This is a genomic window from Thermodesulfomicrobium thermophilum DSM 16697 (assembly GCF_059568695.1).
This window is the reverse complement of the sequence record NZ_JCANTW010000018.1, coordinates 50,943-74,672: the sequence shown is the minus strand read 5'-3', so window position 1 is coordinate 74,672 and position 23,730 is coordinate 50,943. Positions and strand designations below refer to the sequence as shown.

Below are 23,730 nucleotides of genomic sequence, written 5' to 3'. Positions count from 1 at the left end.
GCCTCGGTCAGGGGCGTGGAATAGGGATTTGAGGGCAGAGGTTCCAGGGATTGTATGGATTGCCATCGATCTTGGCCACCCGCCCTTGATGGATTTTGACCGTGATGCCGCATTGGGTGTTGCATTGCTGGCATACGGAACGAATTTGATGTTCGGGTCGCAGCAGGGTGTATGCCCCTTGTTCGGGAATGGATGTGGCCTCGGCGGCGTCATCGAGCAAGACGCCGGCGGCACTGCTCGCAGCGGCAACGCCGCCCAGCAAGGCGCAGGTCTTGAGGAAATCGCGGTGGATGGTGCAGTGGGGACATCTCAGACATGGGAACCTCCGTGACGGAAAAGGGCAGGAAGCAGTCGGGGACCCAGGGAAAGGGCAAGGAGGGCCAGGGACGCGACAAAAACCACCACCAGCCATTCTCCCAACTGCGGGGTGGTGTGGAGGGCCAAGCGTTCTTGGATGAAGGCTTGGTCGAGACCCGGAAGTGGCGCCACGCTTTGCGGTGGGACCACGAAGACCCAGCGGGTGGCGAGGAATGAGACCATGACGCTGAGGCTTCCCCAGGCTGCGGCCCGTGCCGTTCGCCGGAAAAGGATGCAGACGATAGGGACAACGATCCCCAGTCCGACGTGGAGGCCCCAGAACACCCACCCGTTGGTTCCGGAGAGGATGGCCTGGAGCGCCTGATGGTTGGCCGTGTCGCCAGACTGGAGCACGGTCAGCCCCATGAGGAGTTCGAGAAGCGCAAAGAGGATGACCAGGGTCAGGACGCCGTAGCCTACTCCCATGACCAGGCGTTCGGCATACCCAAAGGCCCAGGCCAGAAAGCACATGAGCGCGGTGCCCGCCATGAGGGCCGCCACCACGAAGTACAAGGGCTCCATGGGGCCGCCCCAAATGGGCAGATAGGTAAGCATGCCAAAGATGTATCCATTGGTGGTGTAAAAGAGGATGGCGATGGGGATGCTTGCGAAGGTGAACAGGCGCACGAGCCTGGCATCGTTTTTGTGGATGGCCCAAATCTTGAGCAGGTAAACTCCAAGGAGGGCGTTGAAGAAAACGAACATCCACGCCATGGGCGAGGTGAGGGCCGGTGCGGTGAGGAAGCGGTACATGCGCTCCATGTGCCCCAGGTCCAAGGCAATGGCCAAGCCGGCGCAAAGTTCCGTCACCACCACGGTCCACGCCACCATGCCCGAGAGCGGCTCATAATCGTGTTTGCCGAACACCGTTGTTGCCAAGGCTAAAGGAAGACCTCCAGCGGAAAACCCGAGAAAAGTGAGATAGAGGGCGACTCCAAGCCCCCATGGGAGGAAGGAGGTCAAACCGGTGGCGTGTGTCCCGTAGAGCAGGGCCTCCAGGACGCCCCATGCGCCGAGGATAAGCCCAAGGATGGCGACGCCGAGAACGAGCCTGTTGGGAGCGGTTGCAGTGGTCATGGGAGCCCTCCTTTAGGTGAGGTAGAACACGTGGGGTTGGGTGCCGAGGTGCTCTTTGAGGCGCATGACCCGCGCAGAGCCGACCAGACGGTGCACCATGGACTGCGGGTCGTTGAGGTTGCCGAAGAAGGTGGCTCGACCCACGCACGAGGTGACACAGGAAGGAAGCTGACCATTGTGGACGCGGTGGAGACAGAAGTGACACTTGCGGGCATTGCCCACGGGCGAGGCGCGTCGGCGGTCTCCCCAATCTTTGTCGTATTCCGGGGCAGTGCGCTTGGCGTACCCTCGCTCCATTTGGCTTCGATTCACCAAGACCCCTGCCAACTCTGGGGTCCCCGTGGAGTAGGCTTCGCCAAAATCAGAGGTGCGCGCTCCATAGGGACATGCTTTGAGACAGAATCGGCATCCGATGCATTTTTCATAATCAACAACCACTGCTCCTTCATCGTCTTTCTATGTTGCATGAACCGGACAGACCGGTACACATGGAGGATTTTGGCAATGTATGCACGTTCGAGAAAGAAATCGGCCCGCCACATGTGGATATGTGCCGATTTCTTACTCAATGACAGGACGATACACGACTCCAGGCGGAATGTTGTTTTCTGTTACGCATGCAATGGTGCATGCGTGACATCCGATGCATTTGGCGAGGTCGATGACCATACCCCATGCTGCAGGAATTTTATCCTGTCGCGTGCGGGCAAGATCTCGGTGTATGGTGATGAGAGGATCTTCCGTTGGCAGGGCGGGCTGAAACATAGGTGCCTCCTTAAGGAGCACGGACGAAAAAAGGTGTGATGCGAAGCTATGGTTCGTGGCTAATAAAGGAGAGCGAAAAGGTCAGTAGTGATTGAAGAATAAAGTGATTGCCAAACAGCTCATGGCTACTGCCCGCGCCACGGGGAAAGCAGGAAAAAGAGGCCCAGGGCGGCGATGCCCACGCCAGCCAGACGGCGGAATGCGGTGCTGCCTCGTTGCCAGCGGGCGTTTGCCACCAGGCGGCGGATCCAGGCGGTGCAACTGCCGGCCACGGCTATGGGCAGGCAGTGGCCGAGGCCAAAGGCAAGGATGAGCAGCGTGCCTTGGGCGACCTGCCCCTGCACGGTGATGATGGCGAGTATCGGGGCGATGAACCCAAAGGTGCAACTTCCGGAGAGCACGCCATAGGCAAGGCCCAGGATAAGCGCGCCGAAGGGACCGCGCAGCCGTAGACGGCCCAGGAGCCCTCCGTGCAGGGAGCAGCGGGCAAGGCCGAGCATGTCCAGGGCCACCCACAGGAGCACCAGCCCCATCGCTATGCCCCAGTAGGGGCTCACCGCCCCAAGCATTTGGCCCAAGGCGGCGCAGATCACCCCCAGGGCCGCAATGGTGGTGAAGAGCCCCAGGGTGAAGAGCCCTGCGTAGAACATGGCCTGACGCCCTTCCACCAAGCGTTCTTGGCCGGCCACGTAGCCCACGATCAATGGAATGGAAGCCAGGTGGCATGGGCTCAAGAGAACGCTCACCATGCCCCAGGCAAAGGCCCCGCCCACGGCCAGGAGACTGCCGGTCTCCATCCAGGAGGCAATGGTCATGAGCAGGGAATCCATTATTGGACTCCCAGCCGGGCGAGGACCTTTTCGATGGATTCTTGGGAGAAGAACCCTTCGTGGCGCATGATCTCCTTGCCGGAGGCGTCGTAGAAGATCTGGGTGGGGATGGCCCGAATGCCGAATCGCTCGGTCTGCTCCGGGTGCTGCCAGACATCGATGAACACGATGGCGGCCTTGCCCTCGTACTTGCGCGCGAGGTTTTCGAGCACCGGGGCCATCATTTTGCAGGGAATGCAGCTTTTGGCGCCCAGATCGAGGACCGTCACCATGCCGGGCGCGGGCACCGGCACCGGATCCCCGGACAGGGATGATGCGGCCCCTGCCTTCGGCCCGCTCGCGAAGAGCGCCATCCCGACGACCACGAAAAGCCATATTCCACGTTGGACCTTGTGCCGCATAGATACCTCCATGAAGGGTTTCGGGGGATGTAGATGTTTGTCGGTATGGCCAAAAGATTTGCGGGTCAAGGTGCTTGGTGGGCATTGACAGCCGAGGCGCAGCGCATTATTTGGCCAAATTGCCAAACGTTGGAGGTCGTCATGCAGGAACAAGCCGAGTTGTACCAGCGGCGTGCGGAGATTTTGAAGGCCTTGGCCCATCCCACCCGGCTGTGGATGGTGGATCAGCTCGCCCAGGGCGAGGTGTGCGTGTGCCAGTTCGTGGAGGCGGTCGGTGTGGATTTTTCTACGATATCCAAGCATCTGGCGGTACTGAAACGCGCAGGGCTGGTGGAGGACGAGCGTCGCGGCAAACAGGTGTTCTACCGTTTGCGGGTGCCGTGTGTGACGGGATTTTTCCGTTGTGTGGATCAGGTGTTGGACCATCCGGCTGCGGCCGGGACATGCGCCGCCTGTGCGACGGCGAAGGAGGATTGCCATGAACTGGCGTGAAGAATGGAAGATTTTGGTCGCCATGGTGGGGGCGTTCGTCGTCTGTTGGTATTTGCCGGTGGGCGTGCCGCGTTTTGATGCCGCGGTGCTCGAGGCCTTCCATCTGGTGAAGTGGTATGCCCAGGAGCATGTGCTCTTGTGCTTGGTCCCGGCCTTTTTCATCGCGGGCGCCATTGGCGTTTTTGTGAGTCAGGCTGCGGTGATGCGCTATCTGGGCGCTGGGGCCAAGAAGGTGCTCGCGTACGGCGTGGCTTCGGTGTCGGGGACGATTTTGGCGGTGTGCTCGTGTACGGTGCTGCCGCTTTTCGCCGGCATCTACCGCATGGGCGCCGGGCTTGGGCCGGCGTGTGCCTTTCTCTATTCCGGGCCTGCCATCAATGTGCTCGCCATCGTGCTCACCGCCCGCATTTTGGGCCCGGAACTGGGTATTGCCCGCGCCGTGGGGGCCGTGGTGTTCAGCCTTGTCATCGGTCTGTTGATGGGATTTTTCTTCCGCAAGGAAGAAGGGGAGCGTCTGGCCATGCAGCCTGTGGCCTCCGATGAGGAGCCCGCGCGGCCCTTGTGGCAGACCGCCATCTATTTTGCCCTCATGGTGGCTGTTTTGGTATTCGCCAATTGGGGGCGGCCGCAGGAGCATGCGGGGCTGTGGGCCGCTATCTTCGCCGCCAAGTGGTGGCTCTCCAGCGTGGCGGCTGCGGGACTGGCCGTGGTGCTGGTGTTGTGGCTGCGGCTTCCGGCGTGGAAGGTGGGGCTCACCGCTTTGGCCACAGCCCTGACGGCAGTGGCCTTTCCCCAGGAGCCGGTGGCCGCGTTCACGGTGGGCGTGGTGGGGTTGTCGTGGATGACCAGCGTGGACCCCGGCGAGAGCGGGCAGTGGTTTTCCACCTCGTGGACGTTTGCCAAGCAGATTCTCCCTTTGCTTTTGGGCGGAGTGCTCGTGGCGGGCTTTCTCTTGGGCCGCGTCGGCCATGAGGGGATCATCCCTTCTTCGTGGGTGGCCGGCTTCGTGGGCGGAAACTCCCTGATGGCCAATTTCTTCGCCTCGTTCGTGGGGGCGTTCATGTACTTCGCCACCCTCACCGAGGTGCCCATCGTCCAAGGCCTCATTGGCGCGGGCATGGGCAAGGGCCCGGCCTTGAGTCTGCTGTTGGCCGGGCCGGCGTTGAGCCTGCCCAATATGCTCGTCATCGGCAGCATCATGGGGGCGCGCAAGACGTTGGTCTTCGTGTGCCTGGTCGTGGTCATGGCCACGGTTTCGGGGTGGGCTTTTGGACTCCTCTGGACGTGATGAATCCAGAGGCATAGACACATGAGCGGGAAGGAGGAACGGAAATGACGCACATTCAGATTCTCGGCACCGGATGCCCCAAATGTACCAAGCTGGCGGAGACCGCCAAGGCGGCGGCGGACGCCCTGGGATTGGCCTATGAGCTGGAGAAAATCACGGACATCAACAAGATCATGTCCTTTGGGGTGATGATGACTCCGGGCTTGGCGGTGGATGGCAAGGTCCTCATGGTGGGCAAGGTGCCGAGCCTGGAGGAGATGAAGACGGTTTTGGCCAAGGAGGCGAAAAGTGTCTAGCTGCCAATGTTCCTGTCAGGGGGCGCCGACCTTGATCTTTGCCTGCTCCGGCGCGGCCGATGTGGGGGGCCTCGCTGATGCCGCGGCTCGTGCCCTCACGCGGCAGGGCACGGGCCGCATGTATTGCCTGGCGGGCGTCGGCGGCCGGGTGAGCGGTATCGTGGCCACTACTCAGGCCGCGGACAAAATCCTCGTGATCGACGGCTGTCCCTTGGAGTGCGCCAGGAAGACCCTGGAAGAGGCGGGGTTTTCCTCCATGGTGCATGTCCAGCTGCAGGATCTTGGCTTTCGCAAAGGCGAGAGCCCGGTCACCGAAGCCAACGTGGCCGCGGTGATGGACGCGGCCGTTGCCCGCATGGGGTGTTGAGGCCGGTATGTTTGTGTGGAACATGGATCCCGTGGCATTGGAAGTGGGCCCTGTGGCCGTCCGTTGGTACGGGCTCCTGTTCGCCTTCGCCTTTGTGGCAGGGTACCACATGATGGTCGCCATGAGTCGCGCCGAGGGGCGGGATCCCGCCCCTTTGGAGCGGCTGTTTACGTTCGCCGTAGTGGGCACGGTGGTGGGCGCCCGCTTGGGGCATTGCCTGTTCTACGAGCCAGAGTGGTACTTGGCGCACCCGTGGGAGATCCTCAAAATTTGGGAGGGCGGCCTGGCGAGCCATGGCGGCGCCGTGGGGCTGGTGGCGGGGGTGTGGGCTGCCCGCCTGCGTGATCCGGGCGTGGATGTGGGTTGGGTCCTGCGGCGGCTGCCTCTGCCCGCGGCGGTGGGCGGCGCGTGCATCCGGCTGGGAAATTTCTGCAATTCCGAAATCTTGGGCAAGCCTGCCACCGTGCCGTGGGCTGTGGTGTTCGCCCGGGTGGATGGGGTTGCCCGTCATCCGGTACAGCTTTACGAGGCCGTCACCTATCTGGGGATCGGCGTTCTTCTGGCCGTGCTCTACCGGCGTCCATGGTGGCGGGAGCGGCTTTTGGGGCTCTTTTTGCTTTTGGTCTTTGGCCTGCGCATGGTCTGGGAAACCGTGAAGATGCCCCAGGCCGCGCTGGACGCAACCGGGACGTGGACTACGGGGCAGCTTTTGAGCATCCCCTTTGTGCTGGTGGGGCTGGGGCTTGTGCTGTGGCCGCAGGGCGTGCAGGAGCGGCGGGCGCGGTGACCTGCCCCGTGGGGGAACCTCGCTCCCGTCTTCTTCGCAAGGAGTCCTCCCCCGGCACGTTGTGGAAGGAGTCCACATGTCTCTGCATTTCTTTCGCTTACGCCCCTCGCCCGAGGCCTTCCGCCGTACGCTTCAGGCCGTCTTCGCCTTGCTATCGCTGGGGGTCGGTTGGCGGTTTTTCCGCTTCCTGGCTTGGGCGCTCGGCGCGTCGGATCAGTTCTCGCCCCGCCCCGCCGGGGTGGAGGCCTTTTTGCCCATCAGTGCGCTGCTCGGCTTCCGCCGCCTGCTGACTACCGGGCTGTGGGACAACGTCCACCCCGCCGGCCTGACCATCTTTATCAGCGCGCTGCTCATGGCCCTGCTCTTTCGTAAGGGATTTTGCGGCTATGTCTGTCCCGTGGGCTTCGTGTCCCATTGGCTGGCGCAAGTGGGCCGGGCCTTCGGCATCAGCCGGGACCTTCCTCGGCTGGCAGAACGCCTGATGGGGGTGCCCAAGTACGTGCTGCTCGGCTTTTTCCTGATGACCGTGGTGCGCATGCCCGGAGACCAGTTGGAGAGCTTTCTCTTCTCGCCCTACAACATGGTCTCCGATGCCAAACTCATGCGTTTCTTCCTTTCGCCCTCCGGCACGGCAGTCGCGGTGCTGGCTCTCTTGGTTGCGGCCTCGCTGGTGCTGCGGAACTTCTGGTGCCGGTTTTTGTGCCCCTACGGCGCACTGCTTGGATTGGTGTCGCTGCTTTCTCCGCTGGCCGTCTGGCGCGACGAGGCGCGCTGCGTCTCCTGCGGCCGCTGCCGTCGTGTCTGCCCCGCCGCCATTGACGTCCCCAAGAAGGTCCGCGTGAATTCGTCCCTATGTATCGGATGTATGCAGTGTATCGGGGCGTGTCCCGTGCCCGGCTGCCTGGCCCCAGCCCTGTTTGGGTGCGTCGGGGGCAAAGGGCTGTGCCGCGCCGAAGAGGGGGGAGGCGCCTCGGCCGTGGCGTGTCCGCCGCGCCGGGTGTCCCCGTTGGTGGCGGGGCTGGGGGCTGCGGGCTTGTTGCTGCTGGCCTGGATCTGGGCCAAGGCGACTGGCCACTGGGACGCCGCCATCCCGCAAGCCATGCTGCGCATGATCTATATGCGGGGCATGGCGCAGTAGCGGTCATCTCGTGGCGCAGCTCCACGAAGCCTTCCGTTTGCCGGCTGATGCTCCAGAGGCGAAGGGCGGTTGTTTGGGGCCGTTATGGTCTTGCCTTTGGCGAGCCTTTGCGCAACCCTTACCGGGCGTCTGACGCACCGCTACGGAGGACACCCATGATTCAGGATGAAAAAACGCTCACCATTCGCGCACAGGCCCCGGTGGCCATGGCGCCCGCATTTGCTGGGCTGCTGCGGCAGGGAGTGGGAGTATGGCTTGGGGCCCCCAAGTCCGTACGCGATTTTCTTTTGGAAGATCTCGGCTTGGATGTGGAGTACGCCACCCACCGCGTCCCCGGGCTGTTTCTCAACGGGGTGGCGGTGGACGACTGGGAAGCCATCCAGGTGGTCCCAGGGGACGAGGTCGCCTTGAGCGGCACCATGCCGGGCTTGGCGGGGATTGCCCTGCGCCGTCAAAGCCCTCTCAAGCGTTTTCGCGCGGATCTCTCCACGGCGTTTCACGCCCGTGCGGTGGCTGCCGGGACCGTGACGGTGCGGCCGTTCAATTTTGTGGCGCAGGACCTCGCGCAGCCCCTTTTGGCCCGTGGGGTCCATGTGGGAGGGGACATCCTCGCCGCGTACGCCCAAAGCCGCAGTGAGGACCTCGCGTCCTGTCGTCTGACGGAGAGCACCGAGCCGTTGCCCCAAGGCGTGCAGCGATGGCGCCTTGTGGAGCGCGTGCTCCTCGTGGTGGAGTGGGTGTCATGAGGCAAGTGGTGTGGGCGGCTTTGGCGCTGATGCTCTTTGCGGTGGGGTGCGGCGGCCGCTATCTGCCTTCGTGGCCATCGGGAAGCAGCGCGCCGCCGACATCCAAAGGGCACGGCGGTACCGGTAAGCCCTATACGGTTATGGGGCAAACCTATTACCCGCTCCAATCGGCGGAAGGTTATGAGGAAGTGGGGATCGCCTCGTGGTATGGTCCGGATTTTCACGGCAAGCGCACGGCCAACGGCGAGATCTACGACATGTACCAGATGACCGCCGCGCATCGTATCCTGCCCATGAACACGCGCCTGCTCGTCACCAACCTCGACAACGGCCGCAGGGCCGAGGTGCGGGTCAATGATCGCGGGCCCTTTGTGGGCAACCGGGTCATCGACCTTTCCTATAGCGCTGCCCGCGCCCTTGGGGTGGTGGGACCGGGGACCGCCCGGGTGCATCTGCGCGCCCTGGGGGGGCCGGTCTATTTTCAGGGGCCGTTTTATGTGCAGTATGGGGCGTTTACCGTGCGCGACAATGCCTACCGCCTGCGCGATCGCTTGATGGCGCGCGGATATCCCGGCACCCGGGTGACCGAGGGGGATGTGGCCGGAGTCCATTTCTGGCGGGTGCAGGTGGGCGCTTTCCCGACGCTCGATCAAGCCCGGGCCGCGCGGGAGCGCTTCCTGCCGGAGAGCCCGGACTGCTTTGTCATTGCGGATTGAGTTCCGCGCGGAGCTTGCGGGAGATGCGGAACACCACCACCTTGCGGCCCGGAAGGATGATGGCCTCGTTGGTCTGCGGGTTGCGGCCGCGGCGCGGGTTTTTGGCGTAGGCGTCGAATTTGCCGAAACCACTCACCAAAAGGGCACCGTCTTTTTTGATCCCTTCCTTCATGAGTTCGATGAGGGTGTCCACGTGGCCTTTGATCTCCGCCCGGTGACGGCGGGATTTTTCATAAATGGCGTCGATGATTTCCGCTTTGGTGAGGGTGGGCATGGGATGAAGACCTCCTCGGGTGGCATGATGGTTGCCGTCGAGTAGCGGAAAAGAAAAGACATTGCAAGGAGTTCATGGGAAATTTTTGTCGCTTCCAGGTGGTTCCCGCCCCGCCGAGGCCTGCTCCTTTGCGGCTCGTTCCCGTCTTTCTTCCTTACGCCGCCTGCCCGCGGCGCTGTCTGTACTGTCATCAGGCCGCCCAGACCGGACAGCGCCCGGTGTCGCACGCCCATGTCCTAGGCCGCGTGGAGCGTTCCCTTGCGCGCGTCCAGGGGCCTGCCAGTGTCGGCCTTTACGGAGGAAGTTTCACTGCCTTGCCGGAGGCTCTCCAGCGGCAGGTCCTCGAATGCGTGCTGCGGCATATGGATACCTGGGGAGCACGCGGGCAGGTGCGCCTCTCCACCCGGCCGGATGCCGTGTCGCCCCAGCTCCTGCGGCGCTTGCGGCGTTGGGGTGTGGACTTGGTGGAACTTGGGGTGCAGAGTTTCGACTCCGCCGTGCTTGGCCGAAGCGGTCGGGGATACACGGGCGCGCAGGCGCACGCGGCCTGCCGCATGGTGCACGATGCGGGGCTGGAGTTGGGGATCCAGCTGTTGCCGGGGCTTCCGGGGCATACCCAGGCGCATTGGCTGGAGGATGTGGAGTGCACGCTGGCTGCGGCGCCCAAGGTCGTGCGTATCTACCCTTGCGTGGTGGTGGAGGGCACTCCCCTTGCTCGGCTGTACGCCGAAGGCCGCTACCAGCCGTGGGAGCTTCAGGCCACGGTGGGGCTTGTGGCCGAGGCCCTGCCCCGGTTGTGGCGTCGCGGCATTCGGGTCATTCGGGTGGGGCTCGCCCCGCAGCCGGGATTTTTGCTGCAGGCAGGACCGTGGCATCCGGCGCTGGGCAATATGGCGCGCTCCGTGGCCATGGCGCGGATGCTCACGAGGGCCGTGGGCGCGCGGCGTGTGGAACGGATGATCGCCCCGCGTTGGGTGCAGGGGGATCTTTGGGGGCATGGCCGTGCCAATGCCCCGGTTTTTGCCCGCCTGGGGATCGTCCCGCAGCGGGTGACTTTTGATGCCAACGAAGGAATACGAGTATGGATGACGTGATACGTGTCGCCACGGTGAGCTTGGGATGCCCCAAAAACCGTGTGGACACCGAGCGGATTTTGGGCGGCCTTGGTGCGCACTACCAGCCGGCCCAATCCCCGGAAGCGGCCCAGGTGCTCCTGGTCAATACCTGTGGATTTCTGCAGGCTGCGGTGGAGGAATCTCTCGATACCATCATGGAGATGGTGCGTGTGGCCCAGGAGGCGGCCTCCCCCCCGCTCGTGGTGGTGACCGGCTGTCTCGTGGCCCGCTACGGCGCGCACGTGGTGCAGCAAGAACTGCCTGAAGTGGATCTCGTGGTGGACATCGCCGGGCAGCGCCAATTGCCGGAGCGTATTTTGCGCCACTTTGGCCTGCAGCCCGCCGCCGATGGCCGCGTGGTGAGCACGCCACCCAGTTTTGCCTACCTGAAGGTCGCGGAAGGCTGCTCCAACCGCTGTCGTTTTTGCACCATCCCGTCCATTCGCGGGGGCCTGCGCAGCCGTCCGCTGGAGGAATTGGTGGCCGAGGCCTCGGCGTGCGTGGCCGCAGGACGGCGGGAACTCGTACTCGTTGCCCAGGATCTGACCGCCTACGGTCAGGATTTGGGCATGCGCCGAGGGCTGGCCCAGCTGCTCGACGCCTTGGCGCGCATACCGGGACTCTCGTGGTTGCGGCTCATGTATCTCTATCCCTCGGGGCTCACGGAAGAGCTTTTGGCCGGCATGCGCGACCTGGGGGCGCCGGTGCTGCCATATTTCGACATTCCGTTCCAGCACGTCCATCCAGAGATTCTGGCGGCCATGGGCCGGCCTTTCCGCACCCAAGACCCGCGCGCCGTGGTGGAGCGGGTGCGGCGCTATTTTCCCCAGGCCGCCCTGCGGACTTCGCTCATCGTGGGCTATCCCGGAGAGACGGATGCGCATTTTGCGGCGTTGGAATCGTTTGTGGCCGAAACGGAGCTCACGCACGTGGGGGTGTTTGCCTTTTCTCCGGAAGAGGGGACGCCTGCTGCAGCCCTCGAAAACCAGGTGCCGCCGCGGGTGCGCCAGAGCCGGAGGCGGCGGATCATGGCCTTGCAGCGGCGCATCAGCCGTCGGTATTTGGCCCGTTTTCGGGATCAGGAGTTGGAGATCCTTGTGGACCATCCGAGCGCCGAATGGCCTGGGCTTTTTGAAGGCCGGGCCTGGTTCCAGGCCCCGGAGGTGGACGGGGTGGCGTACGTGAGTGGCCCCCAAGTACAGCCCGGGGCCATGGTGCGCGCCCGGGTGGACGCCACGCATGATTACGATCTCGTGACCTTGGCGGAGGACGTCGGGAGCGAAGAAGAATGCGATTTCAGGGCCATGGATGCGGATGGACTCTGAAAAATGCGGCGCCGTCTTGCGCTTGTCAAGGAGGAGCGCCTTTGCTAGGGAAAACGAAATTCTTTTTTTGTTAGGGGGTAAACTCGTATGCACACCACACCAACCACAACCCAGCCCGAGGAAACCATGGAGATGGATTTCGCAGCCCAGCTGGAAAACTATCTCGACTCCGACTTCGGCGAGATCGAAGAGGGGACCATCGTCAAGGGCGAGGTTGTGAAGATTGACGACGCAGCGGTGCTTGTGGACGTCAATTTCAAATCGGAAGGACAGATCCCTGTCGCGGAATTTATGGAAAATGGCCAGATCGCCGTGAAGGTCGGCGATGTGGTGGACGTATATGTGGTGCGCAAGAGCGAACGGGAAGGCACCATCGTGCTGTCCCGGGAAAAGGCCAAGCGCATGCAGGTGCTCGACGAACTGGAGCGCGTGCTGGAAAGCGGCGAGACCGTCATGGGACGGATCGTGCGGCGCATCAAGGGTGGCTACGTGGTGGACATCCAGGGCCTGGAGGCGTTCTTGCCGGGTTCGCACGTGGATTTGCGTCCTGTTCCGGACATGGACGCCTTGGTGGACGGCGATTTTCCGTTCCGCGTGCTCAAGGTGAACCGCCGGCGCAGCAATGTCATCGTGTCCCGCCGCGTCATCCTGGAAGAGGAGCGTGACCGCAAGCGTGCGGAACTGCTCTCCACTTTGGAAGAAGGCCAGATCGTGCGCGGCGTGGTGAAGAATATCACCGAATACGGCGCCTTCATCGACCTGGGCGGCTTGGACGGCCTGCTGCACATCACGGACATGGCCTGGAAGCGGGTGAAGCACCCGCGTGAGATGGTGCAGATCGGTGATGAGCTGGAGCTCAAGGTGTTGAGCTTCGACCGGGAGGAAAAGAAGGTTTCTCTGGGGCTCAAGCATCTGGTGCCGGATCCGTGGCAGAATATTGCGGAAAAATATCCCGAAGGCACCAAGCTCTCGGGCCGGGTCACCAACCTCGTGGATTACGGCGCCTTTGTGGAGCTGGAGCCTGGCGTGGAAGGCCTGGTGCACATCTCCGAGATGTCCTGGACCCGGAAGCTGCGGCACCCCTCGCAGATGGTGCGCGTGGGTGACGAAGTGGACGTGGTGGTCCTGGGCGTGGACTTGGAGCGCAAGCGCATCTCGCTGGGTATGAAGCAGGTGAACCCCAATCCGTGGGATTTGGTGGCCGAAAAATACCCCGAAGGCACGGTGCTGGAGGCTGCGGTGAAGAATATCACCGAGTTCGGTCTCTTTATCGGCATCGAGGACGGCATCGACGGCCTCATCCATGTCTCGGATCTCTCCTGGACCAAGAAGATCCGTCACCCCGGCGAGCTCTACAATGTGGGCGACATCGTGCGCGCCAAGGTGCTCACCGTGGACAAGGACAACGAAAAGTTCACCCTGGGCATCAAGCAGCTCACGGAAGATCCGTGGTACACGGTGCCTGCCCGCTACCCCGTGGGCACCACGGTGACGGGTACCATCACCAACATCACGGACTTTGGCCTGTTCGTGGAGGTGGAGGAAGGCATCGAGGGTCTGGTGCACGTGAGCGAGATGAGCAAGAAGAAAGGCAAAACCCCCAAGGATGTCTTCAAGGAAGGCGAGACCATCGAGGCCAAGGTCATCCATGTGAGCGCGGACGAGCGCCGCTTGGGCCTTTCCCTCAAGGAAGAGCGCAAACCCCGTGCCGAGTACCGCTCCACGCAGGTGGGTGGCTCCACGGGTATCAATGTGGGAGATATGATCCGCCAGAAGTTGGAGGAAAGCGCCGAGTCTGGCGACGAGGAATAATCTGGTCATGCCGTGATGACCCAGGAGGGGGCTGCGTCCTGGGCGCAGCCCCCTCGCATTTTGGGAGGACGTATGTCGCTTTCCCCTGCGGCTCAGCGCCGTTTGCGCGCGCTGCGACCGGGTGAACGCATCGACATGGAATTCGCCTTGGAGCTTGCCCAGCACGCTTCGGTGCATGAGCTCGGCGAAGCGGCCTTGCGCCAGCGCCGCGCCCGCCATGGAGACCGCGCGTATTTCGTCTACAACCAGCACATCAACTACACTGACGTGTGCCGCAACGCCTGTCGCTTTTGCGCCTACTCCAAGCGGGTGGGGGATCCGACAGGGAAGACGCTTTCCTTGGAGGAAATCGCCCAATGTCTGCGGGAGCGCTTGCATGAGCCCGTCCGGGAGATCCATATCGTCGGCGGCCTCAATCCCGAACTTCCGCAGGAATATTACCTGGAGATGTTACGGCTGTGCAAAAAGCTGCGGCCCGAAGCCACGCTCAAGGCCTTCACTGCGGTGGAAATCGCCTACTTTGCCGACACCTGGAAGATGACCGAGGAAGCGGTGCTGGAACTTTTGCGCCAGGCCGGGCTGGACGTGCTGCCTGGCGGCGGGGCGGAAGTCTTCGATTCCCGCATGCGGCAAAAACTTTGCCCGGAGAAGATCGCCGCCGAGCGCTGGTTGGCCATCCACGCCCTGGCCCACCGCATGGGCATGCCCACCAACTGCACCATGCTCTTTGGCCATGTGGAAGGTTGGCACGAGCGCATCGCGCATTTGGCCGCCTTGCGCGCTCTGGAGGATGAGTCCCCGGGGTTTGTGTGCTTCATTCCTCTGCCGTACCAGCCCAAGAACACCGGACTTGGCGTCCCCGGGCCGACAGGGGAGGACATCTTGCGCATGGTGGCCGTCTCGCGTCTTGTGCTCGACAACATCGCCCATATCAAGGCGTATTGGGCCTTTATGGGGATCAAGATGGCGCAGTTGGCGCTGTGGTCTGGGGCGGACGATCTTGACGGCACCATTTTGGGCGAACGCATCGGCCATGCCGCGGGCGCCGCGACTCCGCAGGCCCTGACCATGGAGGAGCTGCACGAGACGATTCGCAGTGCCGGTTTTGTCCCGGTGGAGCGTAATACCGTATTTCAACCCCTTACATCTTGACTTTTGGACGACCTTGGGTTTTGGCTTGCCAAAGGCTATATCTACGAGGAGGAGCATATGATCGGCGAATTGGTGACGAACATGCTGCACAGCACTGTGCCGGGGTTTATCGGGGTGACGGTGATCTTCGTGTACTTGGCCACTATCGTGTGGGCGGCCATGTACCGCATCAAGGAAGGCGGCCACCTGGAGCACCACTAGTTCCGAGTCCTATTCCAGCATTTCAAGGCGGCTTCGGCCGCCTTTTTTTATGCCGCTTGCCCTTGCGTTTGCCTCCAGGTACACCACACACATCATCTCCAATCATCAATATGGAAGGATTATGCGTTCTTTTTCCGAGCTCGATGTCTACCTGTTCAAGCAAGGGCGGCACACCCGGCTCTACGAGTTCTTAGGCGGACATTTGGCGGAAGGCGGCAGTGGCGCCCACTTTGCCGTATGGGCCCCCAACGCCACGGCGGTGTTTGCGGTTGGGGATTTCAATCACTGGCACGGCGAGGCCCATCCTCTTTCTCTGCGCCCGGATGGCACGGGCATTTGGGAAGGATGGGTGCCCGAGGCCCGGCAAGGCCATCGCTATAAGTATCGCGTCTGCTGGCCTGGGGGCGAAGGGCTGCGGGCCGACCCGTGTGCCGTGCATGCCGAGACGCCGCCGGCCACGGCCTCCATCCTCTGGCCCTTGGCCGGACATGCCTGGGAGGATGGGGAGTGGATGGCGTCTCGGCGCCGCGCCAACGGCCTGGACGCCCCCATGGCCATCTATGAGGTGCACCTGGGTTCGTGGCGGCGCGGCCCTGGGGGGCGCTGGCTCTCCTACCGGGAGATGGCCCACGAACTGGCGGACTACGTGGCATCCATGGGGTTTACCCACGTCGAGCTTTTACCGGTGGCGGAGCATCCTTTTTATGGCTCCTGGGGATATCAGGCCACGGGGTATTTCGCGCCCACCAGCCGTTATGGAACGCCTCAAGATTTCATGTACTTGGTGGATTATCTCCACCGCCGAGGCATTGGTGTCATCCTCGATTGGGTGCCTGGACATTTCCCTACCGATGCCCATGGGCTCGCGCGGTTTGACGGCACCGCCCTCTACGAGCACGCCGATCCGCGCCAGGGATTTCATCCTGACTGGAAAAGCGCCATTTTCAACTATGGCCGCTACGAAGTGGCTGGGTTTCTTTTGTCCAACGCCTTGTATTGGTTGCGGGAATACCACATCGATGGTTTGCGGGTGGATGGTGTGGCCTCCATGCTGTACTTGGACTATTCGCGCAGACCCGGCGAGTGGGTCCCCAATCGCTATGGGGGGAGGGAAAACCTCGAAGCAATCCAGTTTTTACGTACGCTCAATACGTTGATCTATGGAGAATTTCCTGACGTACAGACCATAGCTGAAGAATCAACGGCGTGGCCGATGGTCTCCCGTCCGGTTTACCTTGGAGGCCTTGGATTCGGTCTCAAGTGGAATATGGGGTGGATGCATGATACCCTTCGGTATATGTCTTTGGATCCCATATTCCGCAAATACCATCATAATCAACTCACCTTTGCCATTTGGTACGCATTTACCGAAAATTTTGTCTTGCCCCTCTCTCATGACGAAGTGGTACACGGCAAAGGGTCGCTTGTAGGGAAGCTTCCTGGGGATATTTGGCAAAAGATGGCCGGATTGCGTTTGCTTTTGGCCTATATGTACGCTTTGCCGGGGAAAAAACTCCTCTTCATGGGTGCGGAGATCGCACAGTGGAAGGAGTGGAACCATGACGAGCAATTGGACTGGGCATTGTTGGATTTTCCCTTTCATAGCGGGGTGCAGCATTTTGTCCGCGATATGAATCGCTTGTATCGTGATCTTCCGGCGCTGCATCAGGTGGATTTCGATTCTTCGGGATTTCAGTGGGAAAACTGTTTCGATTCCGAGCAGAGCGTGGTGAGTTTCTTCCGGCGCGACAAGGAAGGCCGGGAGGTTTTGGTGGTGCTCAACGCCACGCCGGTGCCGCGTCATGGATACGTCGTGGGGGTCCCCAGGCCGGGCGTGTGGCGGGAACTGCTCAACTCCGATGCCGCGTGGTATGGGGGCTCCAACCTGGGCAATGCCGGGGCGGTGACGGCGTGGACGGGGCCGGTGCGGGAATTTCCGTACGGTGTGCATTTGACCTTGCCGCCGCTGGCGGCCGTGTTTTTGTGTCATGAGGACTGCTGTCCTCCGCATTGGGGCTCGATGTAGGGAGGCGGGTATGATGGATGGGCGTCGTCGAGCAGGGGTCCTGGCGCATGTGACGGCCCTGCCTGGGCCAGGCGGTATGGGGGATTTCGGTCCGGGAACGCGGGCGTTTCTCGATTTTTTGGCCGAGGCAGGGCAAGGAATATGGCAGATCCTCCCCCTTGCCCCCACCAACACCGGGGCCGGCAATTCGCCCTATAGCGGCTATTCGGCCTTTGCCTGGAATCCGCTTTTGATTTCTCCCCACCTTTTGGTGCGCGATGGTCTGCTTTCGCCGCAGGATGTGCGTACCCCACCCCCTCTCGCACAGGGGCGGGTGGATTTCGCGGCCCAGGCGGCCTGGCGCACGGCCTTGCTCGACGCCGCTTATGATGCGGCTTGGCCGAAGCTTTCCGAGGATAGGGATTTTCTTGCCTTTTGCCAGGAGCATGCCGGGTGGCTGGAAGACTGGGCGGTGTTTGCGGCCCTCAAGCGTCAGACGCAGGGTGCTCCCTGGTACCAATGGGACACGCCGCTTCGTCTGCGTCATCCCCAGTCCGTGGAGGCTGCCCGCCAACGCCTGGGATTTTGGATCCAGCGGGAACGCTTCGTGCAGTACCTGGCCGCGCGGCAATGGCGCCAGGTGTTGGAGTACGCCGCAAGTCTGGGGATCGTGGTGCTGGGAGACGTCCCTATTTATGTGAGCCTGGATAGCTGTGATGTCTGGGCGCATAGGGAGATCTTCCAACTCGACCACGAGGGGCGGCCCATTTTCAGCGCCGGCGCGCCTCCGGACTACTTCAGTGCCACGGGTCAGATGTGGGGAAATCCCGTCTACGACTGGGAGCGCCTTGCGCGCACGGGCTATGAGTGGTGGGTGCAGCGTTTGGCGCATGAACGCCGACGGGTGCATGCCATCCGCTTGGACCACTTCCGGGGGTTTTGCGCCTATTGGCAGGTGCCGGCCGGTGAGCCCACGGCGGAAAACGGGGTCTGGGTGCCGGGGCCTGGGCGTCGGCTCTTTGATACCGTGCAGGCGCAGGTGCCGGACCTCTGGCTCGTGGCCGAGGACTTGGGCGTGATCACGGAAGACGTGCGCGAGCTCATGGAGAGTCTCGGGCTTCCGGGGATGCGCGTGCTCCAGTTCGCTTTTGGCGGTGGAGCGGAGAATCCGTATCTGCCGCACCAGATCCCCGAGCATGCCGTGGCCTATACCGGGACGCACGACAACAATACCGTGCGGGGATGGTGGGAGCACGAGGCCGGGCCAGAGGCGCGGGCCCATGTGGAGGCCTATTGGGGCCGGTCGCTGCAGGCGGAGACGGTGAGCGATGCCCTTATTCGCCTTGCCTTGCTGAGTCGGGCGCGCTGGGCGGTGGTGCCTTTGCAGGACTATCTCGGCCTGGGGAGTGCGGCGCGTTTCAATACCCCTGGAATGGCGTACGGCAATTGGGCGTGGTGCGCTCCGGCCGATGCGTGCTCACCCCGCTTGGCTTCCCGTATGCGCGAACTTGCGCAGCTCTACGGCCGCGTCGTGGAGGCGAGGGGGGCCTGAAGACGTCCCAAAAACAAACGCCCTGGGAAGACCAGGGCGTTTGCGGAGCGTCAAGCCAGAGTGCTTATACGCAGCCAGTGGGCTTGGGCAGGCCGGCCATTTTGCAGGCGCCTTTGCCCGGGCCAGAGGGGAACAGCTCGTAGATCTGTTTCAGCTTGTATCCCGTGGACTTGGACAGGATCCGCACCATGGGGGCAATGCCGTTCTTTTTGTAGTAGTCCTGCAGGAAGTCGATGATTTCCTGGTGAGCAGGGGTGAGCTCAGAAATACCTTCGCTCTCCTTCACGTACTCCACCCACTCCGGGCACCAGTCCTCGAACTTGAGCAGGAAGCCGTCCTCGTCAATTTCAAACGTTTTCCCTTTGAATTCCACAGTTGCCATAGCGATCCTCCTTGATATGTTGCGGATGGTTCCTTTGGAAAAGGACGTACTCACATCTTCCCTAGAGGGAAGGATTTTTCTTGTCAATGACGCAAAATAGCTGCGTCGCGTTCTTGTGTTGCGATGGCTTTCGCATGCCAGTTAGTCGTGAAAGTCCCGAACAATGATTTGTTCCTTGCGGAGCTTGCACCATGAAGGCCGATCGGTTTCTTCGGTGAGGATGGGACGCATGGGAGGCGTGGCAATGACACACATGCGTTCATTTCCGTCCTGACGCCAAAAAGGGCACTCCATACATTTCGTGACCACGAGAATCATGGCTGCGCTAGACCTCTGCAGGCAGGGGAGTTTCTTGACAGTATTGGTCCCATTGGGCGCAGGCCATATCTTCGGTGGCCTGGAACTGCGCCTGGCAGCGGCTGCAAATCATGGTGCGTTCGGCGTTGTTGTCCGGATGATTTTCGAATTCCTGCACATGGCCGCATTGCGGGCACGCGATGGAAGGGGTCATATGCGCCTCGCCGGGAGAATGATTCCGAAGGATGAGCTCTCCTAGAAGTTTTCGGGTGGGGGTGTCAACCTGCGGGCGTTTAGAGGTAGGGGCCAAAAAGCCAGAAAAGCGCGTCACGCATGCGTACCGGAAGGGGGCGGGTGCGGATGTCTTCCATGGTGATCCGGTGGCAGCGGCTGCGGATGGTATCGAGCTGGCAATGGAGGCGGGTGCAGACTTCGGGGTCGAAGATCTCCAGCCCCAATTCGAAGTTGAGCGCCAGACTGCGGCAGTCCCAATTGGCCGAGCCCACGTGGGCGTAATCGTCGTCGATGAGAAAGAGTTTGGCGTGGCAGAAGGGATCCGGGACCAGGTGGCACTGGATTCCGCGCATGAGCAGTCCTTCCAGGACATGGGCCGTTGCCCAGGCGACGAAGGGGATGTTGCAATGTTCGGGGAGAAAGATTTCTACCTCGACACCGCGCAAGCGGGCGGCGTGCAGTGCTCCGAAGATCTCCCGCGGGGGCAGGAAATATGGCGTCATGATGCGGATGCGCTTGCGCGCTGCGCACAAGAGACCGGCCCAGAGCTCGAGGAGGACGTCCATGATTTGGTCCGGGCCGGATGCCACTGCCCGGCAGACGCTGTCTCCCACCATGTCGGGGGTGGCCGGGGGAAGGGTGAGCTGTTCCTGGGTGGCAAGGAACCAGTCCTGGACAAAGGCGTGTCCCAGCTGGCGTGCCGCTGGTCCTTGGATGCGGAAGTGGACGTCGGTGATGGCGAGATGCCCGTCACGGCGCACGTTGCGCTCGCTGATGTTCATGCCGCCGGTGAAGGCGGTATGTCCGTCCACGAAGAGGATCTTGCGGTGATTGCGCAGATTGAGGTGGATTTCCGGTGGCAAGATCCGCGGAGGGAGGAAGCGGATCGCCGGGACTCCATGGCGTTGAAAAATAGGGAGGATGGAGGGCCAGCCGTAGAGTTCCCCGACACCGTCCACGATGATCCGGACGTCAACCCCGCGGTGGTGGGCGTCGAGGAGGGACTGCGCAAAACGGCGCCCAACGGTGTCTGCGGCAAAAATGTAGGAGGCAAGATACACGCAGCGTTCGGCCTGATCGATGGCTGCGAGCATGGTGGGGTAGGCCTCGTCGCCGTCGTGCAGGATCTGGACGCAATTGCCGCCGGCCAGCGGCGTATCGAGGAGGGCAGAGCCGATGCGGGCCAGGCGTAAGCGGCGGGGATGGAGCGCGGAGTCGGGAAGTCCGGCGCCATCGGTATGCGCCGGATAGGGAAAGAGGCCATGGGCGCGCGCTTGGCGCATACGCTGGGCGCTACGGCGGATGCGGTTGATGCCAAAGAGCAGGTAGAGCAGTGGGCCGGCAAGGGGAAAGGTGAGGCATACGGCGATCCAGCCCAGGGCAGAGCGGGAGTCGCGCTTAGTCAGGAGGGCGTGCCCCGCGGAGGCAAGGCTCGGGAGGGCAAAGAGCGCTAGGCTGAGGATTTGGGTGGCGGACATGCTGCCTCGGATTTGAGGGAGTCGAAAATGGCGATGATGGCATGGTCCAGGTAGGGTTCTTCTTTGTAGGTCAAAAAGGCGGAGTTGAAGGCCCGGGTGACGGCGGTGATCTTGGCGCAGGCTGCTTCTAAATCTTGGCAATACGCACGGATGGCCTGACGCAGTGCGGCCGGATCGGCTGCGGATTCGATCTCTTCCAGGATGCCGTCTTTGGCCGCGAGGATCTGCATGAGGTGAGTGTTGAGGTAGTGGCACACACTGCCCGCTGTCTGGCGAAGGACTTGGTTCCGCTGGTTTTCCAACAGCTCGGTAATATTGGTTATGATGCCTTCGTAGCTGACGATGACCCCCTGCGGGTTGCGTTTGGCGCGGGCGGTGAGGTCGACTTCGATGATGCGGCCATCGCGGGTCTTCATGCGCACATGGCGGCCATGCACGGCCCCGTGCGCCTGGATTTCCGCAAGGATGCGCTCCCGCTCTGCGGGGTCCTCGTAAAAGTCTCGGATGTTGGCGCCCAGGGCCTCGTCGCGGCTGCAGAATCCCAGCATGCGGGCTCCGGCTTCGTTGATGTCGAGAAAAACCCCATCCGGACGCACCGAGTAGGCCATGTCATGGGTGGAGTGGAAGAAGTCGCGGTAGCGCGCTTCGCTGCTGGCGAGCGCGTCCATGGCTTGGCGTCGAGCCGTGACATCCCGCAGGACGTGGTCGATGCGCTGCCCCATCTGGTCTGGACAATACGCAGTATGCCCCTCGTCGTGCACCCATTTGGTCTGGCCCGCAGGGGTGACGATGCGGTACTCCATCTCATCGAATTCGTTGTCCATGACAGCGGCATAGTAGTGCCGTACGGCCTCCCGATCCTCCGGGTGGACGAGGGCGAACAGATTCTCGATGGAGGTGACGTCGCGCATGGGGATACCGAAAAGCGCTTCCACCGCAGGAGTGACGTACCGGAGTTCTCCTTGCGGGGAGAGGGAGATGATGACCTCGCTCATGGCGTGGAGAATGCTGCGTAAGCGTTCCCTGATCTGCGCAAATTGGGCCAGATCGATACGGTTGGGCATGCGACCTCCTGGGAGAGGTGTGTAGGCCGGGAGCGCGTCTGGGGTCAATGCTCGGTGTTTTGGGGAGGTTGATAAAAAAAATCACAAAAGGGTTGACATCCCCCGCCTCCGGGAGCAAAGGTCCCCCCAGCAGTATTTTGTGAAAATCGAAACAAATTATCCGAGGAGGTAATCGCGTTATGGCTCTCGTACCCCCCCATGGTGGAAAGGGATTGGTGTGCTGCCTGCTTCAGGGCGCCGAGCTTCAGGCCGAGCTGGAAAAGGCCAAGACCCTCAAGAAGATCGAGATCAGCCCCCGCGCCAAGGGCGACCTCATCATGATGGGCATTGGCGGCTTCAGCCCCCTGAATGGTTTCATGACCCGCGCGGACTGGAAGTCGGTGTGTGAGAACTTCACCCTGGCGGACGGCACCTTCTGGCCGGTGCCCGTGACCCTGGACACCGATGAAGAGGTGAAGGTCGGCGAGGAGATCGCCCTGTTCGATCCCAAAAAGGGCGTGTACATGGCCACCATGAAGGTGACCGAAGTGTACGAAATGACCGAGGCCGACAAGAAGTGGGAATGCGAGAAGGTCTACAAGGGCCAGGGTCCGGATTCTGCGGACGACAAGTTCTGGTCCGTGGCGCTGGAAGATCATCCTGGCGTGCAGATGGTCATGGCCCAGAAGAAGTACAACATCGCTGGCCCGGTGAAGGTCCTCTCCGAGGGCGACTACCGCGAGCGTTTCCCCGGCTGCTACATGACCCCGGCCGAGTCCCGCGCCATCTTCGAAGAGCGCGGATGGAGCCGTGTGGCCGCCCTGCAGCTGCGCAACCCCATGCACCGTTCCCACGAGTACCTGGCCAAGATCGCCGTGGAAGTGTGCGACGGCGTGTTCATCCACTCCTTGGTGGGCAATCTCAAGCCTGGTGACATCCCGGCGGAAGTGCGCATCAAGTGCATCGACACCCTCATCGACAAGTACTTCGTGAAGGCCAATGTGGTGCAGGGCGGCTATCCGCTGGATATGCGCTACGCCGGTCCCCGCGAAGGTCTGCTCCATGCCACCTTCCGCCAGAACTACGGCGTGAGCGACATGCTCATCGGCCGTGACCATGCCGGCGTGGGCGACTTCTACGGCATGTTCGAGGCCCAGGAGATCTTCGACCGCATTCCCAAGAATCTCGGCCCGGGCAAGGACCTCATCACCCAGCCCATGAAGATCGACTGGACCTTCTACTGCTACAAGTGCGACGGCATGGCCTCCCTACGTACCTGCCCGCACACCAAGGAAGACCGCGTCATCTTGTCGGGCACCAAGCTGCGCAAGGCCCTGTCCGAAGGCGCTCCGGTTCCGGATCACTTCGGCCGCGACGAAGTCCTCGCCATCTTGCGCGAGTACTACGAAGGGCTCACCGAGAAGGTGGAAATCAAGATGCAGCGCGCTGCCGATGGCAGCATCATGAAATAAGCATTGTGGTTTTTGGGGCTCGGGATCTTGTCCCGAGCCCGTGAGAATTCCCAGTGCCTTGACAGCAAGCGCGGAACGTTGGTAAAAGATTCACAAGCGCAACGCGCCTGCCTGTGTGGTTTGGGTTT

27 protein-coding genes are annotated in these 23,730 nt (G+C 62.0%); 16 read left to right on the top strand and 11 right to left on the bottom strand.

Annotation, left to right across the window (positions count from 1 at the left end; genetic code table 11):
• Positions 1-7: 7 nt before the first annotated feature.
• From BR00_RS11170 to BR00_RS11145, 6 genes are all read right to left on the bottom strand, one after another.
• Positions 8-262 carry a hypothetical protein gene (locus BR00_RS11170; protein WP_496477676.1) on the bottom strand — a complete coding sequence of 85 codons (255 nt, stop codon included), beginning with the start codon at positions 260-262 and terminating at the stop codon, positions 8-10.
• 47 nt (positions 263-309) lie between these two features.
• Positions 310-1,434, bottom strand: a complete 1,125-nt coding sequence (nrfD, locus tag BR00_RS11165) for an NrfD/PsrC family molybdoenzyme membrane anchor subunit (protein WP_496477675.1) — start codon at positions 1,432-1,434, stop codon at positions 310-312.
• 12 nt (positions 1,435-1,446) lie between these two features.
• Positions 1,447-1,872 carry a 4Fe-4S dicluster domain-containing protein gene (locus BR00_RS11160; RefSeq protein ID WP_496477674.1) on the bottom strand — a complete coding sequence of 142 codons (426 nt, stop codon included), beginning with the start codon at positions 1,870-1,872 and terminating at the stop codon, positions 1,447-1,449.
• 123 nt (positions 1,873-1,995) lie between these two features.
• A complete protein-coding gene (locus BR00_RS11155; RefSeq protein WP_496477733.1) occupies positions 1,996-2,103 on the bottom strand; it encodes a 4Fe-4S binding protein in 108 nt (35 codons plus the stop codon).
• Between the two features lie 221 nt (positions 2,104-2,324).
• A complete protein-coding gene (locus BR00_RS11150; protein ID WP_496477673.1) occupies positions 2,325-3,029 on the bottom strand; it encodes a cytochrome c biogenesis CcdA family protein in 705 nt (234 codons plus the stop codon).
• Positions 3,029-3,430: a thioredoxin family protein gene (locus BR00_RS11145; RefSeq protein WP_496477672.1), complete on the bottom strand. Its 402-nt coding sequence runs from the start codon at positions 3,428-3,430 to the stop codon at positions 3,029-3,031. The genes BR00_RS11150 and BR00_RS11145 overlap by 1 nt, the downstream gene beginning before the upstream one ends.
• 141 nt (positions 3,431-3,571) lie before the next feature.
• On the opposite strand from BR00_RS11145, the gene BR00_RS11140 reads away from it, so the two are divergent.
• From BR00_RS11140 to BR00_RS11105, 8 genes are all read left to right on the top strand, one after another.
• Complete coding sequence (locus tag BR00_RS11140) at positions 3,572-3,922, top strand: ArsR/SmtB family transcription factor (protein ID WP_496477671.1); 351 nt, start codon at positions 3,572-3,574, stop codon at positions 3,920-3,922.
• Positions 3,909-5,210, top strand: coding sequence for a permease (locus BR00_RS11135; protein WP_496477670.1), 1,302 nt, complete (start codon positions 3,909-3,911; stop codon positions 5,208-5,210). Before BR00_RS11140 ends, BR00_RS11135 begins: the two co-directional genes overlap by 14 nt.
• Before the next feature lie 44 nt (positions 5,211-5,254).
• A complete protein-coding gene (locus tag BR00_RS11130; protein ID WP_496477669.1) occupies positions 5,255-5,506 on the top strand; it encodes a thioredoxin family protein in 252 nt (83 codons plus the stop codon).
• Positions 5,499-5,873 carry a putative zinc-binding protein gene (locus BR00_RS11125; RefSeq protein WP_496477668.1) on the top strand — a complete coding sequence of 125 codons (375 nt, stop codon included), beginning with the start codon at positions 5,499-5,501 and terminating at the stop codon, positions 5,871-5,873. The genes BR00_RS11130 and BR00_RS11125 overlap by 8 nt, the downstream gene beginning before the upstream one ends.
• 7 nt (positions 5,874-5,880) lie before the next feature.
• Complete coding sequence (gene lgt / locus BR00_RS11120; RefSeq protein WP_496477667.1) at positions 5,881-6,660, top strand: prolipoprotein diacylglyceryl transferase; 780 nt, start codon at positions 5,881-5,883, stop codon at positions 6,658-6,660.
• Between the two features lie 76 nt (positions 6,661-6,736).
• Complete coding sequence (locus tag BR00_RS11115) at positions 6,737-7,798, top strand: 4Fe-4S binding protein (protein ID WP_496477666.1); 1,062 nt, start codon at positions 6,737-6,739, stop codon at positions 7,796-7,798.
• Positions 7,799-7,953: 155 nt separating this feature from the next.
• Positions 7,954-8,544 carry a hypothetical protein gene (locus BR00_RS11110; RefSeq protein WP_496477665.1) on the top strand — a complete coding sequence of 197 codons (591 nt, stop codon included), beginning with the start codon at positions 7,954-7,956 and terminating at the stop codon, positions 8,542-8,544.
• A complete protein-coding gene (locus tag BR00_RS11105) occupies positions 8,541-9,260 on the top strand; it encodes a septal ring lytic transglycosylase RlpA family protein (RefSeq protein ID WP_496477664.1) in 720 nt (239 codons plus the stop codon). Before BR00_RS11110 ends, BR00_RS11105 begins: the two co-directional genes overlap by 4 nt.
• Here the strand turns inward: BR00_RS11105 and BR00_RS11100 are convergent.
• Entirely contained in the window at positions 9,247-9,534 is a 288-nt protein-coding gene (locus BR00_RS11100; RefSeq protein ID WP_281751678.1) for an HU family DNA-binding protein, read from the bottom strand. The genes BR00_RS11105 and BR00_RS11100 overlap by 14 nt on opposite strands.
• 74 nt (positions 9,535-9,608) lie before the next feature.
• On the opposite strand from BR00_RS11100, the gene BR00_RS11095 reads away from it, so the two are divergent.
• The 7 genes from BR00_RS11095 to malQ all read left to right on the top strand — a co-directional run bounded on the left by BR00_RS11095 (position 9,609) and on the right by malQ (position 18,696).
• A complete protein-coding gene (locus BR00_RS11095) occupies positions 9,609-10,628 on the top strand; it encodes an elongator complex protein 3 (protein ID WP_496477663.1) in 1,020 nt (339 codons plus the stop codon).
• Entirely contained in the window at positions 10,625-11,974 is a 1,350-nt protein-coding gene (rimO, locus tag BR00_RS11090) for a 30S ribosomal protein S12 methylthiotransferase RimO (protein WP_496477732.1), read from the top strand. Before BR00_RS11095 ends, rimO begins: the two co-directional genes overlap by 4 nt.
• An 87-nt stretch (positions 11,975-12,061) precedes the next feature.
• Entirely contained in the window at positions 12,062-13,786 is a 1,725-nt protein-coding gene (locus BR00_RS11085) for a 30S ribosomal protein S1 (protein WP_496477662.1), read from the top strand.
• 72 nt (positions 13,787-13,858) lie between these two features.
• Complete coding sequence (locus tag BR00_RS11080) at positions 13,859-14,938, top strand: CofH family radical SAM protein (protein WP_496477661.1); 1,080 nt, start codon at positions 13,859-13,861, stop codon at positions 14,936-14,938.
• Positions 14,939-14,995: 57 nt separating this feature from the next.
• Entirely contained in the window at positions 14,996-15,139 is a 144-nt protein-coding gene (locus BR00_RS11075) for a hypothetical protein (RefSeq protein ID WP_496477660.1), read from the top strand.
• 121 nt (positions 15,140-15,260) lie between these two features.
• Positions 15,261-17,165: a 1,4-alpha-glucan branching protein GlgB gene (glgB, locus tag BR00_RS11070; RefSeq protein WP_496477659.1), complete on the top strand. Its 1,905-nt coding sequence runs from the start codon at positions 15,261-15,263 to the stop codon at positions 17,163-17,165.
• A gap of 10 nt (positions 17,166-17,175) precedes the next feature.
• A complete protein-coding gene (malQ, locus tag BR00_RS11065) occupies positions 17,176-18,696 on the top strand; it encodes a 4-alpha-glucanotransferase (RefSeq protein WP_496477658.1) in 1,521 nt (506 codons plus the stop codon).
• 64 nt (positions 18,697-18,760) lie between these two features.
• On the opposite strand, the gene BR00_RS11060 is transcribed toward malQ, so the two are convergent.
• The 4 genes from BR00_RS11060 to BR00_RS11045 all read right to left on the bottom strand — a co-directional run bounded on the left by BR00_RS11060 (position 18,761) and on the right by BR00_RS11045 (position 22,151).
• On the bottom strand, positions 18,761-19,078 hold the full coding sequence (locus BR00_RS11060) for a TusE/DsrC/DsvC family sulfur relay protein (RefSeq protein ID WP_281751691.1): 318 nt from the start codon (positions 19,076-19,078) through the stop codon (positions 18,761-18,763).
• A gap of 325 nt (positions 19,079-19,403) precedes the next feature.
• Complete coding sequence (locus BR00_RS11055; protein WP_496477657.1) at positions 19,404-19,589, bottom strand: hypothetical protein; 186 nt, start codon at positions 19,587-19,589, stop codon at positions 19,404-19,406.
• A 79-nt stretch (positions 19,590-19,668) separates the two neighbouring features.
• Positions 19,669-21,087: a phospholipase D-like domain-containing protein gene (locus tag BR00_RS11050; protein WP_496477656.1), complete on the bottom strand. Its 1,419-nt coding sequence runs from the start codon at positions 21,085-21,087 to the stop codon at positions 19,669-19,671.
• Positions 21,060-22,151, bottom strand: coding sequence for a PAS domain-containing protein (locus BR00_RS11045; protein ID WP_496477655.1), 1,092 nt, complete (start codon positions 22,149-22,151; stop codon positions 21,060-21,062). The genes BR00_RS11050 and BR00_RS11045 overlap by 28 nt, the downstream gene beginning before the upstream one ends.
• A 179-nt stretch (positions 22,152-22,330) precedes the next feature.
• Between BR00_RS11045 and sat the strand changes: the two genes are divergently transcribed.
• Positions 22,331-23,602, top strand: coding sequence for a sulfate adenylyltransferase (sat, locus tag BR00_RS11040; RefSeq protein WP_496477654.1), 1,272 nt, complete (start codon positions 22,331-22,333; stop codon positions 23,600-23,602).
• The last annotated feature ends 128 nt before the right edge of the window (positions 23,603-23,730 follow it).

Coding starts and splice junctions, on each gene's coding strand:
- nrfD (WP_496477675.1), bottom strand. CDS start 1,434: ATGACCACTGCAACCGCTCCCAACAGGCTCGTTCTCGGCGTCGCCATC.
- BR00_RS11155 (WP_496477733.1), bottom strand. CDS start 2,103: ATGGTCATCGACCTCGCCAAATGCATCGGATGTCACGCATGCACCATT.
- BR00_RS11150 (WP_496477673.1), bottom strand. CDS start 3,029: ATGGATTCCCTGCTCATGACCATTGCCTCCTGGATGGAGACCGGCAGT.
- BR00_RS11145 (WP_496477672.1), bottom strand. CDS start 3,430: ATGCGGCACAAGGTCCAACGTGGAATATGGCTTTTCGTGGTCGTCGGG.
- BR00_RS11140 (WP_496477671.1), top strand. CDS start 3,572: ATGCAGGAACAAGCCGAGTTGTACCAGCGGCGTGCGGAGATTTTGAAG.
- BR00_RS11135 (WP_496477670.1), top strand. CDS start 3,909: ATGAACTGGCGTGAAGAATGGAAGATTTTGGTCGCCATGGTGGGGGCG.
- BR00_RS11130 (WP_496477669.1), top strand. CDS start 5,255: ATGACGCACATTCAGATTCTCGGCACCGGATGCCCCAAATGTACCAAG.
- lgt (WP_496477667.1), top strand. CDS start 5,881: ATGTTTGTGTGGAACATGGATCCCGTGGCATTGGAAGTGGGCCCTGTG.
- BR00_RS11115 (WP_496477666.1), top strand. CDS start 6,737: ATGTCTCTGCATTTCTTTCGCTTACGCCCCTCGCCCGAGGCCTTCCGC.
- BR00_RS11110 (WP_496477665.1), top strand. CDS start 7,954: ATGATTCAGGATGAAAAAACGCTCACCATTCGCGCACAGGCCCCGGTG.
- BR00_RS11105 (WP_496477664.1), top strand. CDS start 8,541: ATGAGGCAAGTGGTGTGGGCGGCTTTGGCGCTGATGCTCTTTGCGGTG.
- BR00_RS11100 (WP_281751678.1), bottom strand. CDS start 9,534: ATGCCCACCCTCACCAAAGCGGAAATCATCGACGCCATTTATGAAAAA.
- BR00_RS11095 (WP_496477663.1), top strand. CDS start 9,609: ATGGGAAATTTTTGTCGCTTCCAGGTGGTTCCCGCCCCGCCGAGGCCT.
- BR00_RS11085 (WP_496477662.1), top strand. CDS start 12,062: ATGCACACCACACCAACCACAACCCAGCCCGAGGAAACCATGGAGATG.
- BR00_RS11080 (WP_496477661.1), top strand. CDS start 13,859: ATGTCGCTTTCCCCTGCGGCTCAGCGCCGTTTGCGCGCGCTGCGACCG.
- BR00_RS11075 (WP_496477660.1), top strand. CDS start 14,996: ATGATCGGCGAATTGGTGACGAACATGCTGCACAGCACTGTGCCGGGG.
- glgB (WP_496477659.1), top strand. CDS start 15,261: ATGCGTTCTTTTTCCGAGCTCGATGTCTACCTGTTCAAGCAAGGGCGG.
- malQ (WP_496477658.1), top strand. CDS start 17,176: ATGATGGATGGGCGTCGTCGAGCAGGGGTCCTGGCGCATGTGACGGCC.
- BR00_RS11060 (WP_281751691.1), bottom strand. CDS start 19,078: ATGGCAACTGTGGAATTCAAAGGGAAAACGTTTGAAATTGACGAGGAC.
- BR00_RS11055 (WP_496477657.1), bottom strand. CDS start 19,589: ATGACCCCTTCCATCGCGTGCCCGCAATGCGGCCATGTGCAGGAATTC.
- BR00_RS11050 (WP_496477656.1), bottom strand. CDS start 21,087: ATGTCCGCCACCCAAATCCTCAGCCTAGCGCTCTTTGCCCTCCCGAGC.
- BR00_RS11045 (WP_496477655.1), bottom strand. CDS start 22,151: ATGCCCAACCGTATCGATCTGGCCCAATTTGCGCAGATCAGGGAACGC.
- sat (WP_496477654.1), top strand. CDS start 22,331: ATGGCTCTCGTACCCCCCCATGGTGGAAAGGGATTGGTGTGCTGCCTG.